The sequence below is a fragment of the Citrobacter sp. Cf132 genome (assembly GCF_030333885.1).
Taxonomy (GTDB): domain Bacteria; phylum Pseudomonadota; class Gammaproteobacteria; order Enterobacterales; family Enterobacteriaceae; genus Citrobacter; species Citrobacter freundii.
Genome location: NZ_JAOWFA010000057.1, coordinates 682,575 through 704,634 on the forward strand (window position 1 = coordinate 682,575; position 22,060 = coordinate 704,634).

The following is a 22,060-nucleotide window of genomic DNA, read 5'->3' on the forward strand; positions in this document are numbered from 1 at the left end:
CCTGACATAATCCCTGTTCAAATGAACAGGGGGCAGTGTGACGGACGATTTTGCAGCAGACGGTCAGTTGGCTAAAGCGATACCGGGTTTTAAACCGCGAGAACCACAGCGGCAGATGGCCATCGCCGTCAGTCATGCCATCGAAAAATCACAACCGTTGGTGGTAGAAGCCGGAACCGGGACGGGTAAAACCTATGCTTATCTTGCCCCAGCGCTGCGTGCCGGAAAGAAGGTCATTGTCTCCACGGGCTCGAAGGCGTTGCAGGATCAGCTATACAGCCGCGATCTCCCGACCGTCGCTAAGGCACTAAAGTTCACCGGTAAACTGGCGCTGCTGAAAGGGCGTTCAAACTATCTGTGCCTTGAACGTCTTGAACAGCAGGCACTCGCGGGTGGTGACTTGCCGGTACAAACGTTAAGCGACGTCATCCTGCTGCACTCCTGGTCAAATCAAACCCTTGATGGGGACATCAGCACCTGCGTCAGCGTGGCGGAAGACTCTCAGGCCTGGCCGTTGGTCACCAGCACTAATGACAACTGTCTGGGCAGCGACTGCCCGCTGTATAAAGAGTGTTTTGTCGTGAAAGCGCGTAAAAAAGCGATGGATGCGGATGTCGTCGTGGTTAACCACCATCTGTTTCTCGCTGATATGGTGGTAAAAGAGAGCGGGTTTGGCGAACTGATCCCGGAAGCTGATGTAATGATCTTCGATGAAGCGCATCAGCTACCGGATATCGCCAGCCAGTACTTTGGTCAATCGCTCTCCAGTCGCCAACTGTTAGACCTGGCGAAAGACATCACCATTGCCTATCGCACCGAGCTGAAAGACACTCAGCAGTTGCAAAAGTGCGCCGATCGCCTTGCACAAAGCGCTCAGGACTTCCGCTTGCAACTTGGTGAGCCGGGCTATCGCGGAAACCTGCGGGAACTGCTGGCCGACCAGCGCGTACAGCGCGCGTTTTTGCTGCTCGATGACACGCTGGAGCTATGTTATGACGTGGCGAAGCTGTCTCTTGGGCGTTCGGCGTTGCTGGATGCCGCGTTTGAACGCGCCACACTTTACCGTGCGCGCCTGAAGCGTCTGAAAGAGATCAACCAGCCAGGCTTCAGCTACTGGTATGAATGCACCTCCCGCCATTTCACTCTCGCGCTGACGCCGCTCACTGTGGCGGATAAATTCAAAGAAGTGATGGAACAAAAGCCGGGCTGCTGGATTTTTACTTCCGCGACGCTGTCGGTAAACGATGACCTTCATCATTTTACCGCGAGGTTGGGGATTGAAGATGCCGAGTCGATGTTATTGCCGAGTCCATTTGATTACACGCGCCAGGCGCTGCTGTGCGTGCCGCGTAATCTCCCGCAAACCAACCAGCCGGGGGCTGCGCGCCAGTTAGCATCCATGCTGCGACCTATTATTGAAGCGAACAACGGTCGCTGCTTTATGCTGTGCACTTCGCACGCGATGATGCGCGATCTGGCGGAACAATTCCGCGCCACCATGACGCTTCCCGTTCTGCTGCAGGGCGAAACCAGTAAAGGGCAACTGTTACAGCAGTTTGTCAGCGCAGGTAATGCGCTACTGGTTGCCACCAGCAGCTTCTGGGAAGGCGTGGACGTGCGCGGTGATACGCTGTCGCTGGTGATAATCGACAAACTGCCGTTTACCTCGCCGGACGACCCGCTGTTAAAAGCCCGAATGGAGGATTGTCGACTGCGCGGCGGCGATCCGTTTGAAGACGTCCAGTTGCCGGATGCGGTCATCACCCTGAAGCAGGGGGTAGGGCGTCTGATACGTGATGCCGACGATCGCGGCGTGCTGGTGATTTGCGACAATCGTCTGGTTATGCGGCCATACGGCGCCACCTTCTTGGCGAGTCTTCCTCCTGCGCCGCGGACGCGTGACATAGCTCGCGCGGTTCGCTTTCTTGCCATACCAACGACTGAGTAATTTGTTACGGAGTGTGGTAAGATGCGCGCCAAATTTATTGATCTGATCACAAACACCCATGCGAATTCTGGCTATCGATACCGCCACAGAGGCGTGCTCTGTTGCCCTGTGGAATGACGGTACTATCAAGGCTCACTTTGAGCTTTGCCCACGAGAACACACCCAACGAATTTTACCGATGGTTCAGGAAATCCTGGCCGCTGGCGATCTCACGTTAACCGATATCGACGCCCTGGCGTTTGGTCGCGGTCCCGGCAGTTTCACCGGCGTGCGTATCGGTATTGGCATTGCTCAGGGGCTGGCGTTAGGCGCAAACTTACCGATGATCGGCGTCTCCACCCTGGCGACCATGGCGCAGGGCGCCTGGCGTAAGTCGGGCGCGACTCGTGTACTGGCGGCGATTGACGCGCGAATGGGCGAAGTCTACTGGGCCGAATACCAGCGTGATGACAACGGCAACTGGCACGGTGAAGAAACCGAAGCGGTGTTAACCCCCGAGCAGGTACATGAGCGTTTACTGCAGCTTTCTGGCGAGTGGGTAACTGTTGGGACGGGGTGGCCAGCCTGGCCTGAGCTTGGTAAAGACAGCGGTCTGACGCTCAGCGATGGTGACGTGCTGCTTCCTGCGGCTGAAGATATGCTGCCTGTCGCCACGCAAATGCTGGCTGCGGGTAAGACCGTAGCGGTCGAACACGCGGAACCGGTTTATTTACGTAACACCGTGGCGTGGAAGAAACTTCCCGGTAAAGAATGAATCTTAGTAGTACATCCCCGGTTAATTTTCATAGACGTCGGTGCACAGCGTTGTGAACAGGCCGGGGCAGAAGCTAAGAAAAGGGAGTCGCAATATGGCGGTGCAAAAGCAGTTATTGAAAGGTGTGTTGGCGGGGGCCTTGGCGTTAATGCTTAGCGGCTGCGTCACCATCCCGGATGCGATTAAAGGTTCGAGCCCGATGCCGCAGCAGGATCTGGTGCGGGTGATGAATGCGCCGCAGCTGTATGTCGGACAGGAAGCGCGTTTTGGTGGCAAAGTGGTGGATATTCAGAACCAGCAGGGAAAATCCCGTCTGGAAATTGCCACCGTTCCGCTCGATAGTGGTGCGCGTCCAGTGCTGGGTGAAGCCTCTCGCGGGCGTATATATGCTGATGTAAATGGCTTCCTCGACCCGGTGGACTTTCGCGGGCAACTGGTCACCGTCGTCGGCCCGATTAGCGGTACGGTGGACGGAAAAATAGGTAATACGCCGTATAAATTCATGCTGATGCAGGTAACCGGTTATAAACGCTGGCATATTACTCAGCAGATTGTCATGCCGCCTCAGCCTATCGACCCCTGGTTCTACGGTGCGCGTGGCTGGCCTTACGGTGGCTATGGCGGATGGGGCTGGTACAATCCCGGCCCGGCACAGGTTCAGACCATAGTAACAGAGTAACTCTTTGTTTTATTGGTAAAAGAAACAGCGGCCTGTCCGCTGTTTCTGCATTAACGTGGATATAAGAAAAATAAATAGTGACGTGCTTCGCAACCTTGTCGTTGTGTAATAAACAAACTGGTACGCTGAGTTAATATTATGTTAACAGTTTGTTTATTGTCTGGGGTTGTGATGACGACGAATACGCATTTTAGAGGTGATGTATTGAAAAAGGTTTGGCTTAACCGTTATCCCGCTGGTGTTCCTGCGGAGATCAATCCTGACCGTTATCAATCCCTGGTGGAACTCTTTGAACACTCAGTAAGACGGTATGCCGATCAGCCCGCGTTCGTAAACATGGGGGAGGTGATGACCTTCCGCAAGCTTGAAGAGCGTAGTCGTGCGTTTGCCGCTTATTTGCAACAGGGGCTCGGGCTGAAAAAGGGCGATCGCGTCGCGCTGATGATGCCGAATCTGCTGCAATATCCGGTCGCACTGTTTGGGATTTTACGTGCCGGCATGATCGTCGTGAACGTAAACCCGCTGTACACGCCTCGCGAGCTGGAACATCAGCTCAACGATAGCGGCGCGTCGGCGATTGTCATCGTATCTAACTTTGCCCACACGCTGGAAAAAGTAGTCGACAAAACGTCTGTGCAACACGTGATCCTGACGCGTATGGGCGATCAGCTGTCCACCGCCAAAGGGACGCTGGTTAACTTCGTCGTCAAGTATATCAAGCGTCTGGTGCCGAAATATCACCTGCCGGATGCCATCTCGTTTCGCAGTGCGCTGCAAAATGGTTATCGCATGCAGTATGTGAAGCCCGAAGTCGTGTCGGAAGATTTGGCGTTCCTGCAATATACTGGCGGGACAACCGGCGTGGCGAAAGGCGCGATGCTTACACACCGCAACATGCTGGCTAACCTGGAGCAGGTTAATGCCACCTATGGCCCGTTGCTGCATCCGGGTAAAGAGCTGGTGGTAACGGCCCTACCGCTGTATCACATTTTTGCGCTAACGATGAACTGCCTGCTGTTTATTGAGCTAGGTGGTCAAAACCTGCTGATTACTAACCCGCGTGATATTCCGGGGCTGGTAAAAGAGCTGGCGAAGTATCCATTTACCGCGATGACTGGCGTCAATACGCTGTTTAACGCGCTGCTGAATAACAAAGAGTTCCAGCAACTGGATTTCTCTTCACTCCACCTCTCGGCAGGCGGCGGAATGCCGGTTCAACAGGCGGTAGCTGAACGTTGGGTGAAGCTGACAGGTCAGTATCTGCTGGAAGGCTACGGCCTGACGGAGTGCGCGCCGTTGGTAAGCGTCAACCCTCACGATATCGACTACCACAGCGGCAGTATCGGGTTACCGGTGCCTTCCACCGAGGTCAAGCTGGTGGACGACGACGACAACGAAGTGCCGCCGGGAGAACCGGGGGAGCTCTGCGTGAAAGGCCCGCAGGTGATGCTGGGCTACTGGCAGCGACCAGACGCCACTGACGAAATCGTCAAAGACGGCTGGCTGCACACCGGCGATATTGCAGTGATGGATGATGAAGGCTTCCTGCGTATTGTCGATCGTAAGAAGGACATGATCCTCGTGTCCGGCTTTAACGTCTATCCGAACGAAATTGAAGACGTGGTCATGCAACATCCTGGCGTGCAGGAAGTGGCTGCGGTTGGTGTTCCGTCCGGCAGCAGCGGTGAAGCGGTAAAAATTTTCGTGGTGAAGAAAGACGCCTCGTTAACCGATGAAGCGCTGGTCACTTTCTGTCGTCGTCACCTGACGGGCTATAAAGTACCGAAGCTGGTGGAGTTTCGCGATGAGTTGCCGAAATCTAACGTCGGTAAAATTTTGCGACGAGAATTACGTGACGAAGCGCGCGCCAAAGTGGACAATAAAGGCTGAGCGTTAAGTCAGCCAGCAGAAAACGCCGGGTAATCCGGCGTTTTTTTTGGCGCAAACCTAAGAGAGCACGATTTGAATTATCAAATGATCACCACGGACGACGCGTTGGCCACGCTGTGCGAAGCCGTCCGTGAATTTCCGGCGATAGCCCTGGATACAGAATTTGTTCGCACGCGTACCTATTATCCGCAGTTGGGGCTGATCCAGCTGTTTGATGGCAAACACGTTGCTCTGATTGATCCGCAGGGGATCACCGACTGGTCGCCGCTGCGCGATATTCTGCGTGATACTGCCATCACCAAATTCCTACATGCAGGTAGCGAAGATCTGGAAGTGTTTCTCAACACTTTTGGCGAACTGCCGCAGCCGTTGATTGATACACAAATTCTGGCTGCTTTTTGCGGTCGTCCGCTGTCGTGGGGCTTTGCCGCGATGGTGGAAGAGTTTACGGGCGTGGCGCTCGACAAAAGCGAGTCGCGTACCGACTGGCTGGCCAGACCGCTGACCGAGCGTCAGTGTGAGTACGCGGCGGCTGATGTCTGGTATCTATTACCGATCACCACAAAACTGATGGTCGAAACTGAAGCCAGCGGCTGGCTGCCAGCCGCACTGGACGAATGTCGCTTAATGCAGCAGCGTCGCCAGGAGGTTCTGGCACCTGAAGACGCATGGCGCGACATCACCAACGCCTGGCAACTGCGTACCCGTCAGTTGGCCTGCCTGCAACTGCTTGCCGACTGGCGACTGCGTAAAGCTCGTGAGCGAGATCTGGCGGTGAACTTTGTGGTGCGTGAAGAACACCTGTGGTCGGTCGCTCGTTATATGCCGGGCAGTCTGGGTGAGCTGGATAGTCTGGGACTTTCCGGCAGTGAAATTCGCTTCCACGGCAAGACGCTGATCTCCCTGGTAGAAAAGGCACAGGCCTTACCGGAAGAGTCGCTGCCGCAGCCGCTGCTGAATTTGATGGATATGCCAGGCTATCGCAAGGCGTTCAAAGCCATTAAGACGCTGGTTGCTGAAGTGAGTGCGGAACATAATCTTAGCGTCGAGCTGCTTGCTTCGCGTCGTCAGATTAACCAGTTGCTCAACTGGCACTGGAAATTAAAGCCGCAGCAGACTCTGCCGGAGCTGATTTCCGGTTGGCGTGGCGAGTTGATGGCAGAACGACTCAACGCGCTGCTGCAAGAATACCCACAGTAGAAAACCTAAAAAAACGGGAGCTGGCGCTCCCGTTTTTAATCGGATTTGAGTTAGCGACACAGTGCCTGACGAATGGCTTCACCTACCTGTTGGGTGGTGGCGAAGCCTTTCATATCTGGCGTTTTCGGGCCGCTGGCAATGATCTGCTCAATTGCCGCCAGAATACCGTCGTGGGCGGCTTTATAGTTGGTATCACCGTTGCCAAGGAAGTCGAGCATCATGGCTCCAGCCCAGATAGTCGCTATAGGGTTGGCGATATTCTGACCGTAGATATCCGGGGCCGAACCGTGTACCGGCTCGAACAGGGACGGGAAGGTGCGTTCCGGATTTAAGTTGGCAGAAGGCGCAATGCCAATCGTTCCGGTACAGGCTGGACCGAGATCGGAGAGGATGTCACCAAACAGGTTGGAAGCAACCACGACGTCAAATCGCTCAGGCTGCATGACAAAGCGGGCGCACAGAATATCAATATGCTGTTTATCCCAGCGGATCTCAGGATAGTGTGACGCCATCGCTTCGACGCGTTCATCCCAGTAGGGCATGCTGATGGCCAGCCCATTGGATTTGGTCGCCGAAGTCAACGTTTTGCGTGGGCGACTTTGTGCCAGTTCAAAGGCAAAACGCAAAATTCGGTCGACGCCACGGCGGGTGAAGACCGACTCCTGGATCACCATCTCGTGTTCAGTACCTTCGCTCACGCGTCCGCCGAGGGCAGAGTATTCTCCCTCGGTGTTTTCGCGTACGACGTAGAAATCAATGTCGCCAGGCTGCTTGCCAACCAGTGGGCAAGGAACTCCCGGAAACAGGCGCACCGGTCGCAGGTTGACGTACTGGTCAAATTCGCGGCGAAACTTAAGCAGCGAACCCCATAATGAGATGTGGTCAGGCACGGTGTCCGGCCAGCCAACCGCGCCAAAATAGATAGCATCGAAGGATTGCAACTGCTCATGCCAGTCATCGGGCATCATTTTGCCGTGATGGGCGTAGTATTCGCAGCTGGCCCATTCCATTTGCTCAAAGCTGAGCGACAACCCCCAACGCTCGGCGGCTGCCTGCAAAACATGAATGCCCTCAGGCAGGACTTCTTTACCAATGCCATCTCCGGGGATAGCGGCGATACGCCAGGTTTTCTTCATAGCAGCTCTCACTTGTGCGCCATCAAAATTGACTTTCCCCTTATCCTATAATTGACTGATTAATAGTTAATCCCCCTAACTGGTGAAACATAAAACACAGATCATGAATAATCTGCCGCTGCTAAATGATTTACGCGTCTTTATGCTGGTTGCCCGTCGTGCAGGATTTGCCGCTGTTGCCGAGGAACTGGGCGTATCACCGGCTTTTATCAGTAAGCGCGTTGCCCTGCTGGAGCAAACGCTGAATGTAGTGCTGCTGCATCGAACCACGCGGCGCGTAACCATCACGGAAGAGGGGGAGCGGATCTACGAATGGGCGCAGCGGATCCTACAGGATGTCGATCAAATGATGGACGAGCTTTCTGATGCCAGGCAGGTCCCGCGGGGGATGCTACGTATTATTAGTAGCTTTGGTTTTGGCCGCCGGGTGGTCGCTCCGGCGCTGTCGGCACTGGCAAAAGAGTACCCGCAGTTAGAACTGCGGTTCGATGTGGAAGATCGTCTGGTGGATATGGTGAATGAGGGCATCGATCTTGATATTCGTATCGGGGATGATATCGCGCCGAACCTGATTGCCCGCAAGCTGGCGACTAACTACCGTATTTTGTGCGCCTCGCCGGAATTTTTGACGCAGCATGGGACGCCGAAGCAACTCAACGATCTTGCCACTCTTCCTTGTCTGGTCATCAAAGAGCGCGACCATCCGTTTGGTATCTGGCAAATGCGCAATAAAGAGGGCGCGCATTCGATTAAAGTTACGGGACCTCTGTCGTCTAATCATGGCGAAGTGGTACATCAGTGGTGCCTTGATGGGCAGGGAATAGCCCTGCGGTCATGGTGGGACGTTTGCGACAACATTGCCAGCGGAAACTTGAGACACATATTGCCCGAGTATTATCAACCAGCAAATATTTGGGCGGTGTATGTTTCCCGGCTGGCGACGTCGGCAAAAATCCGTATTACGGTCGAGTATTTGCGCCGCTATTTTACCGAAAACTATCCAAAGTTTACTTTGGAATAAAAGTGCAACAGGTTGGTAAGAAACAGAAAATAAAAAAGGCAGAATAATCTGCCTTTTTTGTAACGATGACTCTCTGAGTAAAGCCGTTATTTAGATTCTTCGGCTTCAGGCAATGTCACGTTAAGTTCGAGGATAGAAATATCGCCGTCTTTTTGCTCAAGTTGTACAGTCACCATTTCAGGATCAATTTGTACATACTTGCAGATAACCTCGAGAATATCTTTCCTCAACTGCGGTAAATAATGTGGCTCGGCGTCACTACGACGGCGTTCCGCAACAATAATCTGCAGTCGCTCTTTAGCGATGTTCGCTGTGCTCTTTTTCCGCGAGAGAAAAAAATCCAGTAATGCCATAACTTATCCTCCGAACAGGCGTTTGAGGAAACCTTTCTTCTCTTCTTCAATGAAGCGGAAAGGACGTTCTTCTCCCAACAGACGGTCTACGGTATCAGCATAGGCTTTACCGGCGTCAGCATTGATGTCGAGAATAACCGGCTCACCCTGGTTAGACGCGCGCAGGACTGACTGATCTTCAGGAATCACGCCAACCAGCTTGATTCGAAGAATTTCCAGTACGTCTTCCATGCTCAGCATGTCACCTTTATTTACGCGGCCAGGGTTGTAGCGCGTCAGCAACAAATGCTCTTTAATCGGATCTTCACCGTTTTCCGCACGACGAGATTTCGACGCCAGAATACCCAGAATACGGTCAGAGTCACGTACAGAGGAAACTTCCGGGTTAGTGGTGATTATCGCTTCATCGGCAAAATACAGGGCCATCAGCGCACCGGTTTCAATACCCGCCGGAGAGTCGCAGACAATGAAGTCGAATTCCATCGTTTTCAGGTCGTCCAGAACTTTCGCGACGCCTTCACGCGTCAGCGCGTCTTTATCGCGAGTCTGTGAGGCCGGAAGAATAAAGAGATTTTCGGTACGCTTATCTTTGATTAACGCCTGATTTAACGACGCATCGCCCTGAATAACGTTGACGAAGTCATAAACGACGCGGCGTTCACAACCCATAATCAGATCGAGGTTACGCAGGCCGATATCAAAATCAATAACGACAGTTTTCTTTCCCTTCTGGGCCAAACCTGTAGCGATGGCCGCGCTGGAGGTGGTTTTGCCAACGCCCCCTTTACCCGAAGTAACAACAATAATGCGTGCCATAGAAATTCCTTGTTAAAAAGGGATCAATTCAACGGTTGAACTGTCAAAGCGTTCTCTGCTAATTGCAGACGTGCCGCTTTGCCATAAAATTCTGCTGGGATTTTATCACTCAGCCAATAAACACCTGCGATAGACACCAGTTCTGCCGTCAGATGGGTACAAAAAATTTGCGCTTCCCGATCACCGCTAGCGCCTGCCAACGCACGGCCTCTCATCATTCCATAAACATGAATATTGCCATCAGCGATAAGCTCTGCGCCTGCACTGACGTGGCTTGTAACAATCAGATCACATTGTGGTGCATAAATGCGCTGACCGGAACGAACCGGCACATTTATTAATCGTGTTTTTGTGATGGGAGTAACGTTTTGCGGCGGAGCAACGTGAGTCGGGGCCTCAACGGGCGCAGGACGAATAGCTTTTTCTTTACCTTCAGTCAGTAAAGGAAGACCCATTTCGTCGATTTCAGCCTTGAGTCTGGCGTCTTTGCATCCGCTAACGCCGATAATGCGCAATCCAGTAGACGCGACAACTTTCTGCAACGCTGACCAGTTTACTGGGCTTTCAAGACCACTCACGTTAACCACGACGGGAGCATGTTTTAAAAAAGCAGGTGCCTGCGCGATTTTGTCTTCCAACGCCTGACGAATAACCTCGGGTTCTGCTTCATGTAAGTGAACCACTGATAAGGTGAAGCTACTGCCTTTAAGCTCGATTGGCGTGTTTGACATCCTGGCCTTACTCAATTTGCTATTTATCATCCCCAGCGCGGGGTGATATTCCGAAGACTATAAGGCATGTTATAGTCAGTATTATATTGAGGCAAGCCACCATTCCGTGAATTCAGAGTAAAAGATATGTTTTGTGTGATCTACCGAAGCAGTAAACGTGACCAGACCTATTTATATGTCGAAAAAAAAGACGATTTCTCGCGAGTTCCTGAAGAACTGATGAAAGGATTTGGTCAGCCGACGCTGGCAATGATGTTGCCGCTTGATGGCCGTAAAAAGCTCGTTAATGCCGATCTGGAAAAAGTAAAACAGGCACTCACCGAGCAGGGCTATTATTTACAAATACCACCACCGCCAGAAGATTTACTTAAACAGCATCTGGCTGCGGCGAAACAAAATACACCAGACGCTAAACGTTAAACTGCATCCGGCAGCAGCACGCCCCATCGATGCAGTACCTGAAATCGATAACTACGTTAGGGGAAAATAATGTATCAACATCATAACTGGCATGGTGCTCTGCTGGATTATCCGGTGAGTAAGGTGGTTTGCGTAGGGAGTAACTATGCCAACCATATTAAAGAGATGGGTGGAACCCCTCCGGAAGAGCCGGTGTTGTTTATCAAACCGGAAACTGCGCTGTGCGATTTGCGCCAGCCGCTGGTGATCCCTTCTGATATGGGTTCAGTTCACCATGAAGTTGAGCTGGCGGTACTGATTGGCGCGACCCTACGTCAGGCGACGGAAGAACATGTGCGCAAAGCCATCGCGGGCTATGGCGTCGCGTTGGATCTGACCTTGCGTGATATTCAGGGCAAAATGAAGAAAGCGGGGCAGCCGTGGGAAAAAGCGAAGGGTTTTGATAACTCTTGTCCGCTGTCGGGGTTTATTCCGGTGGCCGAGTTTAACGGCGATCCGCAGGATACGATTCTGGGGTTAACGGTCAACGGTGAAACACGCCAGCACGGCTCCACAGCGGATATGATCCATCAAATCGTTCCTTTGATTGCCTATATGAGCCGTTTCTTTACTCTCAAAGCGGGCGATGTTGTGCTGACGGGGACGCCAGCGGGTGTTGGGCCGTTAAACAGCGGCGATGAGCTGGCCATCAGTTTTCATGGTCAAACGCTGACGACACGCGTGCTGTAATCTCTTCTTGCCGCCTTTTCGGGCGGCAAAACTTGCAACAGCGTGCCAGACTGGTTATAAGGTGCAGCTTTATTGCAATAGCGGATACCCTGATGAGCGACATACCTTTCTGGCAAAGTAAAACCCTGGATGAAATGACCGATGCCGAGTGGGAGTCATTATGTGATGGGTGTGGTCAATGCTGCCTGCATAAGCTGATGGATGAAGACACCGACGAAATTTATTTTACCAACGTCGCGTGTAAGCAGCTCAATATCAAAACCTGTCAATGCCGTAATTACGAACGCCGATTCGAATACGAGCCTGACTGTATCAAACTGACGCGCGATAATCTGCCTACCTTTGAATGGCTGCCGATGACCTGTGCTTATCGTCTGTTAGCGGAAGGTAAAGGGCTGCCGGAGTGGCATCCACTGCTGACGGGGTCCAAAGCGGCAATGCACGGCGAGCGTATTTCAGTACGTCATATTGCGGTGAAAGAATCGGAAGTGCGTGACTGGCAGGACCATATTTTGAACAAACCTTCATGGGCGGACTAAGCCGCCCATCAATTAGCAGGCGTAAGGGCTTAAGACTTTTTCGCCTGATACATCTCATCTCCATGGTTGTCATCTTCAACCCAGAAATTGATGTTGAATTGGGCGTCGTCGCTTAATTCAACGCGATGCCAGTACTGCGGCGGGCTGGTCGCGAACTGACCGGCATTAATCACCACTTTTACTTCAGGCTCTTTTGCGTCTTCATTGGCAAAACCGTAATACGTTACCGTACCTTCCATCACACAAAGCTGGCCAAAAACGCCTGCTGCAGTGTTATGGTGAGAAAGAAGTGCTGCGGGGACATTGTCTTTGGTAAAGAAGGGAGTAGAGCGTTTAACTTTCCAGTTTGCCGGGATGCGTAAATGGGACATAAGACATCTCCTTGGTGTGGTATCTATAAGATGTATTTAATATACATCTTATAGATACCAGCAGGCAATGAATTTAAGCCAAAAAAAACGCTCCCGAAGGAGCGTCTCTGTTAGCGACCGAAGAGGTCACGTTTTTTCGGTTTGAACGGCTGTGCTATCACCACCAGCACGGCGACTACCATGTAGGCGGCGAAGATCCCCAACAGCCACTGCGGCATTTCCAGGGTTAAAAAAGACCACTGGCGCTCAGCACAGTCACCGGACGCTAAAAACACCTGCGGCAGCCATTTGTCCAGTGGCAGCCAGCTTGGGAAGCGTGCGGCAAAATCACAGGTCATAAACGGGGACGGGTGCAGCTGAATCATGGTGTGCTCATATGCTAACTGAAGTCCGCGCCAGGCACTGTAAATCCAGATTATCATCGCCACATAGCGCAGCGGTGTTTTTGGTGCAATAGCACCCACCAGCCCTGCACCCATCACGCCAAATAATGCGCTACGTTCGTAAATACACAACACGCAAGGTTTTAGCAGCATGACGTGCTGGAACCACAGCGCAACGAGCTCCAGCGCAAAGGCGGTTAACGCCAACAATAACCATGCCCCACGACCTCGGGAGCACTGGTTTAAAAATCGCAACATAATCATTTCCCTGCAACATGCGTAGAGACCGCAGTTTAAACCAATTCACTTTATGCGCCACTAGCGGGAATTGAAAATTTGCGTAATCGGATAATTATCATGCAAAAAGTCAAACCGGGCAGTGATTTGCCCGGTTAATTGTTATGAAAGTGTAGCTAACCAGCCCGTTTGGGTCATCCACTCGGTCACCGGGACAAGCGTGAACTCGACGCAAAGCAGACCGACGAGCGTCAGGACGAGAGTATAAGGCAGAGCCATCCACACCATGCGACCATACGAGAGGCGAATTAACGGCGCCAGTGCAGAGGTCAGCAGGAACAGGAATGCAGCCTGGCCGTTTGGCGTGGCCACCGAAGGCAGGTTGGTCCCGGTATTGATCGCCACCGCTAACAGCTCATACTGATTGAGGCTGATGGTCCCCTGTTCCAGCGCGGCTTTGGCCTCGTTAATGTAAATGGTGCCGACAAATACGTTATCAGAAATAGAAGACAGCAGGCCATTGAAGAGATAGAACAGCGTCAGTTGGGCATGTTCTGAGGATTGCAATACGAACTGAATGATCGGCGAAAAGAGCTGTTGATCGATAATCACCGCAACAACAGAGAAGAACACGGTCAGCAGGGCGGTGAAGGGCAGCGACTCGGTAAAGGCTTTACCTATTGCATGTTCGTCGGTGACTCCTGTCAAGGAGGTTGCCAGAATGATGACCGACAAACCGATCAATCCTACTTCTGCCAGATGCAGGGCCAACGCAACTACCAGCCAGACGCCAATAATCGCCTGGACAATCAGTTTGATTTTGTCCTGGCGGGTACGTTGCTGGCGGCTCTGATCGTCAAACTGTTGCAGGACATCACGGACGGTCTCCGGCAGCGTTTCGCCATAGCCAAACCAGCGCAATTTCTCGACCAGTACACAGGTTAACAGGCCGCAAATCAGTACCGGGACGGTAACCGGCGACATGCGCAGGAAGAAGTCGCCAAAATGCCAGCCAGCCGCTTTGGCGATAATCAGGTTTTGTGGCTCGCCCACCATGGTCATCACGCCGCCTAACGCCGTACCGACACCCGCGTGCATCATCAGGCTACGCAGAAAACCACGGAACTGCTCAAGAACGACCTTATTGTGCTGATCGATATGGCTGTCATCGAGCATGTTGTTGTCTTCCGCGCGGGAAGAGGCAACGCGATGGTAGATGCCATAAAAACCGACCGCAACGCTGATTACCACGGCCACGACGGTCAGCGCATCAAGGAACGCCGAGAGGAAAGCGGCCGCAACACAAAATGCCAGCGACAGCAGCGTTTTGGAGCGAATAGTGAGTAGCAGACGCGTGAAAATAAACAGTAGCAGCTGCTTCATAAAGTAGATGCCTGCCACCATAAACATCAGCAGCAATAACACCTCAAGGTTTGCGGCAACCTCTTCACGAACATGCGTTGCGCTGGTCATACCAATAATGACAGCTTCGATAGCCAACAGCCCGCCAGGCAGCAGTGGGTAGCATTTTAACGCCATCGCCAGCGTGAAAATGAACTCGGCCACCAGCAACCAGCCGGCGATAAAGGGGTTGATGAAAAAAATAATCGGGTTAACGACTAAGAAGACAAGCAGTGCAAGTTTGTACCAGTCTGGTGATTGACCTAAAAAATTGCGCCACATCGCGCGGCCCCATGATAGCTCCATGGTGATTTCCCTACCTTTAAAAATGAAATCATATTTTTATGTTTGACCGCAAAGCTTAGCGGGAGGAGGGAGTACAGGCAAGCTATTCACAAGACTGGCAAGGTTGGCTGTACTGTAGCGTTATTTGGAAAATGAAGCCTTGATCCACTTTTTCTTCATTGCGTCAGCTATCAGCTAAGATACCCATCTGGTATGATGTGTGTAACTATGTTTTGCTGTGTAATGGAATTTTTACTATGGTCATTAAGGCGCAAAGCCCGGCTGGGTTCGCGGAAGAGTACATCATTGAAAGTATCTGGAATAACCGCTTCCCACCTGGCACTATTTTGCCCGCTGAACGTGAACTCTCCGAACTTATTGGGGTGACACGTACCACGCTACGCGAAGTATTGCAGCGTCTGGCGCGAGATGGCTGGTTGACCATTCAACACGGCAAACCGACGAAGGTAAATAACTTCTGGGAAACTTCCGGGCTGAATATTCTTGAAACGCTGGCGCGCCTCGATCACGAGAGTGTTCCGCAGCTGATTGATAATCTGCTGTCTGTGCGTACCAATATTTCGACGATCTTTGTTCGTACTGCGTTTCGCCAGCATCCTGATAAAGCACAGGAGGTTCTGGCGACGGCAAATCAGGTGGCTGACCACGCTGACGCATTTGCCGATCTGGACTATAACATTTTCCGCGGTCTGGCCTTTGCCTCCGGCAATCCGATTTACGGTTTGATCCTCAACGGTATGAAAGGATTATATACCCGCATTGGCCGCCATTATTTTGCCAACCCGGAAGCGCGCGCGCTGGCGCTGAGCTTCTACCACAAGCTGTCAGAACTCTGCGAGCAGGGTGCTCATGAGCAGGTGTATGAAACGGTGCGCCGCTACGGTCACGACAGTGGCGAGATTTGGCATCGTATGCAGAAGAATCTGCCGGGCGATTTGGCGATTCAGGGCCGTTAATCGCTCAAAGCCGGATGGCGACGCCAAAGCGTCTTATCCGGCCTGGAATGCATGCACTTCGTAGGCCGGATAAGGTGTTTACACCGCCTCCGGCAATAAGATTTACAGACCGTTCATCCTTGGCGGACAACGCTCCAACAGCTCCACGCTGCCATCTTCATTCTGCTGCTCCAGCATCACATCAAAACCCCAAAGCCGGTGTACATGCTTGAGCACTTCTTTGCGTCCTTTATCCAACGGTGCGCGGTTATGCGGAATATAGCGCAAGGTGAGCGAACGGTCGCCACGCAGATCGACATTCCAGATTTGAATATTCGGCTCCAGGTTGCTCAGGTTGTATTGCGACGACAACCTGTTGCGGATCTCACGATATCCTTCCTCGTTATGAATCGCAGAAATCTCCAGATAGTTGTGACGATCGTCATCCAGCACGGTGAACAGGCGGAAATCGCGCATTACCTTCGGTGACAGGAACTGGCTGATAAAACTCTCATCTTTGAAATCGCGCATCGCGAAATGCAGGGTTTCCAGCCAGTCGGAACCCGCTATATCCGGGAACCAGTATTTGTCCTCCTCGGTCGGCGACTGACAAATACGTTTGATATCCTGGAACATGGCAAACCCCAGGGCATAAGGGTTTATCCCGCTATACCACGGGCTGTTGTAGGGTGGCTGAAATACCACATTGGTATGGCTATGCAGAAACTCCAGCATAAACCGTTCGGTGACTTTACCTTCATCATAAAGGTGGTTCAGGATGGTGTAATGCCAGAAAGTGGCCCAGCCCTCGTTCATCACCTGCGTCTGTTTCTGCGGATAAAAATACTGGCTGACCTTGCGTACAATGCGCAGCACTTCGCGTTGCCAGGACTCCAGCAGCGGGGCGTTCTTCTCCATGAAGTACAGCAGGTTTTCCTGTGGCTCAGAGGGATAACGCCGGGCTTCCGCCACGCTTTTCTCTTCCTCTTTCTTCGGTAGCGTGCGCCACAACATATTGACCTGACTTTGCAGATACTCTTCACGACTTTTCTGCCGGGCTTTCTCTTCCTGTAGGGAGATTTTTTGCGGGCGTTTGTAACGGTCAACGCCGTAGTTCATCAGCGCATGACAGGAGTCGAGGAGCTTTTCGACTTCATCCACCCCGTAGCGTTCTTCACACTGGGTTATATAGTTTCGTGCGAAGATTAGGTAATCGACGATGGAACTGGCATCCGTCCAGCTACGAAACAGGTAGTTGTTTTTGAAGAAGGAGTTGTGTCCGTAGCAGGCATGCGCCATCACCAGCGCCTGCATGGTGATGGTGTTCTCCTCCATCAGATACGCGATACACGGATTGGAGTTGATAACAATCTCATAGGCCAGTCCCTGCTGACCATGCTTATACAAGCGCTCGGTTTCAATAAACTTTTTACCAAACGACCAGTGAGGATAGTTGATCGGCATCCCGACGCTGGAGTAAGCGTCCATCATCTGTTCGGAGGTGATCACCTCGATTTGGTGCGGGTAGGTATCCAGTCTGTAGAGTTTCGCCACGCGGTCTATCTCTGCCAGATAGACATCCAGCAGATCAAACGTCCAGTCGGGTCCATCGCTTAACCGTGTGCTGTCCTTGTTCATGGAATCAATCGTAGCCATTCGCGCACCCTCATTGTTGGCGGCACTCTCTGTCTGGAGTACCTCATTTCAAGCATAGATCATGGTGTTAAAAAACGTGCTGCGGCAGAAATTTTTTCTTTGCGATTTCTCGTTAGCGAGGCGTTGAAAAACGGCATTGCCGCAAAATTTTATGCTGGATAAAAATAACGCACAGCAGGAGATGCCAAAGCAGAGAGTTCCCCGCCATCACCGCTATATGTGAGATAAGTCACCATAAAAAAGCCATATGTTGAATAATATTTTCAACTGAGTTATCAAGATGTAATTAGATGATTGTTCTTTTACTGTTAACGGAGTGGCTATGCGAGTTGTCATACTGGGAAGTGGTGTCGTTGGCGTGACCAGCGCCTGGTACTTAAGTCAGGCTGGACACGATGTCACCGTCATTGATCGTGAGCCCGGTCCGGCACTGGAAACCAGTGCGGCGAACGCGGGGCAAATATCTCCAGGTTATGCGGCACCATGGGCGGCACCAGGCGTACCGCTTAAAGCAATCAAATGGATGTTTCAGCGCCACGCTCCGCTGGCCGTTCGTCTTGACGGAACCCAGTTCCAGTTGAAATGGATGTGGCAGATGCTGCGCAACTGCGACACCAGCCACTACATGGAAAATAAAGGACGCATGGTGCGACTGGCGGAATACAGCCGTGATTGTCTGAAAGCGCTGCGCGCCTCTACCGGTATTGAGTATGAAGGACGTCAGGGCGGAACCCTGCAACTGTTCCGTACCGCTCAACAGTATGAGAACGCCACTCGCGACATCGCCGTGCTCGAAGACGCTGGCGTGCCATATCAGCTCCTGGAAGCAAATCGTCTGGCGGAAGTCGAACCGGCACTGGCAGAAGTAGCGCACAAACTGACCGGCGGTCTGCGTTTACCGAATGATGAAACCGGCGACTGCCAGTTGTTTACCCAGCGTCTGGCGCAGATGGCGGAGCAGGCGGGCGTTAAGTTTCGCTTTAACACCCCGGTCGATAAGCTGCTGAGCGATGGTGAGCAGATTTATGGCGTCCAGTGCGGCGAAGAGATTATCAAAGCCGATGCCTATGTGATGGCGTTTGGTTCGTATTCCACGGCGATGCTGAAAGGGATCGTTGATATCCCGGTCTATCCGCTCAAAGGCTATTCGTTGACTATTCCGGTAGCGCAAGACGACGGTGCGCCGGTTTCTACTATCCTTGATGAAACTTACAAAATCGCTATTACCCGCTTTGACAATCGTATTCGGGTTGGCGGCATGGCGGAGATTGTCGGTTTTAATACAGAGCTGCTACAACCTCGTCGTGAAACGCTGGAAATGGTCGTACGCGATCTCTTCCCGCGCGGTGGTCATGTGGAGCAGGCAACCTTCTGGACCGGACTGCGTCCGATGACGCCGGACGGTACGCCGGTGGTGGGGCGCACCCGCTTTAAGAATCTGCTGCTCAATACCGGCCACGGCACGCTGGGCTGGACCATGGCCTGCGGTTCCGGTCAGTTGCTGAGCGATATCCTTTCTGGCCGTACGCCAGCCATACCTTATGACGATCTGAGCGTGGCGCGTTACAGTCCGGGGTTTACCCCCTCTCGTCCACGACATTTACATGGCGCACATAACTGATAAGGACGTGAGATGACCCGCCCGATACTGGCCAGCATTGACCTGCAGGCGTTGAAACAAAATCTGACCATTACCCGCCAGGCAGCGCCGGACGCTCGCGTCTGGTCGGTGGTGAAAGCCAATGCATATGGACACGGCATTGAACGCGTCTGGAATGCGCTGGGCACAACCGATGGTTTTGCCATGCTCAATCTTGAAGAGGCGATAACCCTGCGCGAGCGCGGATGGAAAGGCCCGATACTCATGCTGGAGGGTTTTTTCCACGCTGAAGACCTGACGGTATATGACAATTATCGACTGACCACCTGTGTACACAGTAACTGGCAGCTAAAAGCATTGCAGAATGCCCGCCTCAAAGCACCGCTCGATGTTTACCTGAAGGTGAACAGCGGTATGAACCGGCTTGGGTTTTTACCGGAAAGAGTTCCAACGGTCTGGCAACAGCTGCGGGCGATGCCCAACGTCGGCGAAATGACGCTGATGTCGCATTTTGCAGATGCAGAGCACCCGGAAGGTATCCAGGAAGCAATGGCGCGTATTGCGCTGGCAACAGAAGGACTGGAGTGCAGACGGTCACTGTCGAATTCGGCCGCCACGCTGTGGCACCCTGAAGCGCATTATGACTGGGTTCGTCCGGGCATTATTTTGTATGGCGCGTCGCCTTCGGGACAATGGCGGGACATCGCCAACACCGGCCTGAAGCCAGTGATGACTCTGAGCAGCGAGATAATCGGCATACAAACGCTGAAAGCTGGCGATCGGGTGGGTTACGGTGGCCGTTACACCGCCAGCGGCGAGCAGCGCATTGGAATAGTGGCGACCGGCTATGCAGACGGTTATCCGCGCCATGCGCCAAGCGGAACGCCTGTGCTGGTGGACGGTGTACGTACCGGGACGGTGGGGACAGTCTCAATGGATATGCTGGCGGTAGATCTGACACCGTGCCCGCAGGCAGGGATCGGGACACCGGTAGAGCTGTGGGGCAAAGAGATTAAAATTGACGATGTAGCTACCTCAGCAGGAACGGTGGGCTACGAGTTGATGTGTTCTTTGGCGCTGCGCGTACCGGTTGTGACGGTGTAACTTTTGTTTGCCGGGTAGGGCGCTGCCGCCACCCGGCAAACAACATCCTCTTTACTCATCCTCGTCTTCAGCAACGCGAACACCGACCTTCAGCACTGCATTATCTTCCTTCTCGGCCACCGTCCAGATCATGCCAGCGAATTCCACCTGGTCACCGACGACCGGCGCGGCACCAAGCAGATGCTGGACAATTTCACCCAGCGTTTGCTGCTTATCACGATACTCTGTGCCATCATCCAGGCCATAAATCAGCGCCACATCGGCATATTTCGCGCTGGCTTCCAGAATAAAATCACCGAAGAAGCGCTGGTCTAACGACACTGGTGGCGACTGGCTGAATAGCTTGCCGAGAGCGGGGAGATCGCGCTCGCGACCAATAACACACAATACGTCGCCTTCGCGCAGACGTGTGCTGCCGGAGGGGTGAAACAGCACGTTGTCACGAAACAGGGCGGCTATTCGCGTTTCTTCCGGCATATGCAGGTCGCGCAGCGCGGCACCCACACACCACTTATCTGCGCTGAGCTGATAAACAAACTGCTCCCACGGGTTATCTGGGTGAATATCGAGACCAATGCGCGAAACGGGCCAGCCGACAGGAGGGACCACCACCTTGGCTTTTTTCGCGGCCCATGAAAGTGACGTTCCCTGAAACAGCAACGAGATCAGTACCACGAAGAAGGCGACGTTAAAGAACAGGCGCGCGTTCTCCAGTCCCGCCATCATTGGGAAGACGGCGAGGATGATCGGCACCGCGCCGCGCAAACCCACCCAACTGATGAAAATACGCTCGCGCAGATTAAAGCCACGAAACGGCAGCAGTCCGGCGAAGACCGAAAGCGGGCGGGCAATGAATATCATCCACGCAGACAAAATCAGCGCAGGGATTGCGATAGGCAGCAGGTCGGACGGCGTAACCAGCAGTCCAAGCACCAGGAACATGGCGATTTGCGCCAGCCAGGCCAGACCGTCGAAGTTTTGCAGAATACCAAATCGGTTGCGGATGGGGCGATTACCCAGCAGGAAACCACACAGATAAACCGCCAGAATACCGCTGCCTTCCAGCGCAGTGGTCAGGGCAAAAATCAGGATCCCACCGCTTAACGCCAAGAGTGGATACAGTCCGGCAGGCAGAGAAATGCGGTTAATCATCTGCTGGAGCATATATCCACCGCCAAGACCGATAGCGATTCCTAAGCCAAACTGCTGGATAATGTGCACCGCGAATATCCAGCTTAATCCGGTCTCGTGATTTTGGATCATGGCGATGAGTGTGATGGTCAAAAACACGGCCATCGGGTCATTACTACCGGATTCAATTTCCAGCGTAGAGCCAACGCGTTCGTTAAGTCCCTTACCGCCAAGCAGGGAAAAGACCGCCGCGGCGTCAGTTGAACCAACAATCGCGCCAATCAGCAGCCCTTCGATAAGATCCAGATGAAACAGCCATGCGGCCATCATGCCAGTGAGTCCGGAAGTAATCAGCACACCGACCGTCGCCAACGATAGCGCCGGGCCTAACGCAACGCGAAAAGAGCTGGCCTGAGTGCGCATGCCGCCGTCGAGTAGGATAACCGCCAGTGCCAGGTTACTCACCATGTAGGCGAAAGGATAGTTATCGAAAGGTATGCCGCCAATACCATCCACACCCGCTAACATACCGATAGCGAGAAATATCACCAGAATTGGGATACCGAGACGTGATGAGAATGAACTGAGTAAGATACTGCAGGTGACGAGAACGGAACCCAAAATAAAAAGGCTAATAATTGCTGCGGCATCCAACGTTCGGTTACTCCTGAATTACGCTGTTTCGTATTAATAAACCCTACCATAATAACGACAGAAACA

21 protein-coding genes are annotated in these 22,060 nt (G+C 52.8%); 12 read left to right on the forward strand and 9 right to left on the reverse strand.

What is annotated here, in order from left to right; genetic code table 11:
* The first annotated feature begins 37 nt into the window (after positions 1 to 37).
* The 5 genes from yoaA to rnd all read left to right on the forward strand — a co-directional run bounded on the left by yoaA (position 38) and on the right by rnd (position 6,471).
* Entirely contained in the window at positions 38 to 1,948 is a 1,911-nt protein-coding gene (gene yoaA, locus OGV85_RS16705; RefSeq protein ID WP_061548574.1) for a DNA repair helicase YoaA, read from the forward strand.
* A 58-nt stretch (positions 1,949 to 2,006) separates the two neighbouring features.
* The gene (gene tsaB / locus OGV85_RS16710) at positions 2,007 to 2,702 is read left to right on the forward strand and encodes a tRNA (adenosine(37)-N6)-threonylcarbamoyltransferase complex dimerization subunit type 1 TsaB (RefSeq protein WP_032949466.1); all 696 of its coding nucleotides are present in this window, start codon (positions 2,007 to 2,009) and stop codon (positions 2,700 to 2,702) included.
* A gap of 94 nt (positions 2,703 to 2,796) precedes the next feature.
* Complete coding sequence (locus tag OGV85_RS16715) at positions 2,797 to 3,381, forward strand: Slp family lipoprotein (protein WP_003020975.1); 585 nt, start codon at positions 2,797 to 2,799, stop codon at positions 3,379 to 3,381.
* Positions 3,382 to 3,585: 204 nt separating this feature from the next.
* On the forward strand, positions 3,586 to 5,271 hold the full coding sequence (gene fadD / locus OGV85_RS16720; RefSeq protein WP_003020970.1) for a long-chain-fatty-acid--CoA ligase FadD: 1,686 nt from the start codon (positions 3,586 to 3,588) through the stop codon (positions 5,269 to 5,271).
* Between the two features lie 84 nt (positions 5,272 to 5,355).
* The gene (rnd, locus tag OGV85_RS16725; protein WP_060854772.1) at positions 5,356 to 6,471 is read left to right on the forward strand and encodes a ribonuclease D; all 1,116 of its coding nucleotides are present in this window, start codon (positions 5,356 to 5,358) and stop codon (positions 6,469 to 6,471) included.
* A gap of 50 nt (positions 6,472 to 6,521) precedes the next feature.
* Here the strand turns inward: rnd and OGV85_RS16730 are convergent, their stop codons facing one another.
* Positions 6,522 to 7,607, reverse strand: a complete 1,086-nt coding sequence (locus tag OGV85_RS16730; protein WP_061548573.1) for a tartrate dehydrogenase — start codon at positions 7,605 to 7,607, stop codon at positions 6,522 to 6,524.
* Positions 7,608 to 7,710: 103 nt separating this feature from the next.
* Between OGV85_RS16730 and OGV85_RS16735 the strand changes: the two genes are divergently transcribed.
* Positions 7,711 to 8,628, forward strand: coding sequence for a LysR family transcriptional regulator (locus tag OGV85_RS16735; RefSeq protein WP_061548572.1), 918 nt, complete (start codon positions 7,711 to 7,713; stop codon positions 8,626 to 8,628).
* An 86-nt stretch (positions 8,629 to 8,714) separates the two neighbouring features.
* Here the strand turns inward: OGV85_RS16735 and minE are convergent, their stop codons facing one another.
* From minE to minC, 3 genes are read right to left on the reverse strand one after another with little or no spacing between them, the layout of a single operon-like run.
* Positions 8,715 to 8,981, reverse strand: a complete 267-nt coding sequence (minE, locus tag OGV85_RS16740; RefSeq protein WP_001185666.1) for a cell division topological specificity factor MinE — start codon at positions 8,979 to 8,981, stop codon at positions 8,715 to 8,717.
* 3 nt (positions 8,982 to 8,984) lie between these two features.
* Positions 8,985 to 9,797 (reverse strand): septum site-determining protein MinD, encoded by an 813-nt coding sequence (minD, locus tag OGV85_RS16745; protein WP_003020956.1) that lies wholly within the window; start codon positions 9,795 to 9,797, stop codon positions 8,985 to 8,987.
* A 23-nt stretch (positions 9,798 to 9,820) separates the two neighbouring features.
* The gene (gene minC / locus OGV85_RS16750) at positions 9,821 to 10,528 is read right to left on the reverse strand and encodes a septum site-determining protein MinC (RefSeq protein WP_003020951.1); all 708 of its coding nucleotides are present in this window, start codon (positions 10,526 to 10,528) and stop codon (positions 9,821 to 9,823) included.
* 126 nt (positions 10,529 to 10,654) lie between these two features.
* Here minC and OGV85_RS16755 point away from each other — a divergent pair, with 126 nt between their 5' ends.
* The 3 genes from OGV85_RS16755 (at position 10,655) to ycgN (ending at position 12,216) form a co-directional block, all read left to right on the forward strand.
* Entirely contained in the window at positions 10,655 to 10,948 is a 294-nt protein-coding gene (locus OGV85_RS16755; protein WP_003020949.1) for a YcgL domain-containing protein, read from the forward strand.
* Between the two features lie 69 nt (positions 10,949 to 11,017).
* On the forward strand, positions 11,018 to 11,677 hold the full coding sequence (locus OGV85_RS16760) for a fumarylacetoacetate hydrolase family protein (RefSeq protein ID WP_061548571.1): 660 nt from the start codon (positions 11,018 to 11,020) through the stop codon (positions 11,675 to 11,677).
* Between the two features lie 92 nt (positions 11,678 to 11,769).
* Complete coding sequence (gene ycgN, locus OGV85_RS16765; protein WP_003020944.1) at positions 11,770 to 12,216, forward strand: cysteine cluster protein YcgN; 447 nt, start codon at positions 11,770 to 11,772, stop codon at positions 12,214 to 12,216.
* A 29-nt stretch (positions 12,217 to 12,245) separates the two neighbouring features.
* Here the strand turns inward: ycgN and OGV85_RS16770 are convergent, their stop codons facing one another.
* From OGV85_RS16770 to nhaB, 3 genes are all read right to left on the reverse strand, one after another.
* A complete protein-coding gene (locus tag OGV85_RS16770; protein WP_003020940.1) occupies positions 12,246 to 12,587 on the reverse strand; it encodes a TehB family protein in 342 nt (113 codons plus the stop codon).
* A 110-nt stretch (positions 12,588 to 12,697) separates the two neighbouring features.
* A complete protein-coding gene (dsbB, locus tag OGV85_RS16775) occupies positions 12,698 to 13,228 on the reverse strand; it encodes a disulfide bond formation protein DsbB (protein WP_003020937.1) in 531 nt (176 codons plus the stop codon).
* A 141-nt stretch (positions 13,229 to 13,369) separates the two neighbouring features.
* Positions 13,370 to 14,914, reverse strand: coding sequence for a Na(+)/H(+) antiporter NhaB (gene nhaB / locus OGV85_RS16780; protein ID WP_003020934.1), 1,545 nt, complete (start codon positions 14,912 to 14,914; stop codon positions 13,370 to 13,372).
* A gap of 236 nt (positions 14,915 to 15,150) precedes the next feature.
* Between nhaB and fadR the strand changes: the two genes are divergently transcribed.
* Positions 15,151 to 15,870, forward strand: coding sequence for a fatty acid metabolism transcriptional regulator FadR (gene fadR, locus OGV85_RS16785; RefSeq protein WP_003020931.1), 720 nt, complete (start codon positions 15,151 to 15,153; stop codon positions 15,868 to 15,870).
* 102 nt (positions 15,871 to 15,972) lie between these two features.
* Here the strand turns inward: fadR and OGV85_RS16790 are convergent, their stop codons facing one another.
* Positions 15,973 to 17,505: a SpoVR family protein gene (locus tag OGV85_RS16790; RefSeq protein ID WP_003844058.1), complete on the reverse strand. Its 1,533-nt coding sequence runs from the start codon at positions 17,503 to 17,505 to the stop codon at positions 15,973 to 15,975.
* A 322-nt stretch (positions 17,506 to 17,827) separates the two neighbouring features.
* On the opposite strand from OGV85_RS16790, the gene OGV85_RS16795 reads away from it, so the two are divergent.
* Positions 17,828 to 19,126: a D-amino acid dehydrogenase gene (locus OGV85_RS16795; protein ID WP_003841565.1), complete on the forward strand. Its 1,299-nt coding sequence runs from the start codon at positions 17,828 to 17,830 to the stop codon at positions 19,124 to 19,126.
* A 12-nt stretch (positions 19,127 to 19,138) separates the two neighbouring features.
* Entirely contained in the window at positions 19,139 to 20,209 is a 1,071-nt protein-coding gene (dadX, locus tag OGV85_RS16800) for a catabolic alanine racemase DadX (RefSeq protein WP_003020922.1), read from the forward strand.
* Positions 20,210 to 20,260: 51 nt separating this feature from the next.
* On the opposite strand, the gene OGV85_RS16805 is transcribed toward dadX, so the two are convergent.
* The gene (locus OGV85_RS16805; RefSeq protein WP_061548570.1) at positions 20,261 to 21,994 is read right to left on the reverse strand and encodes a potassium/proton antiporter; all 1,734 of its coding nucleotides are present in this window, start codon (positions 21,992 to 21,994) and stop codon (positions 20,261 to 20,263) included.
* Positions 21,995 to 22,060: the final 66 nt, after the last annotated feature.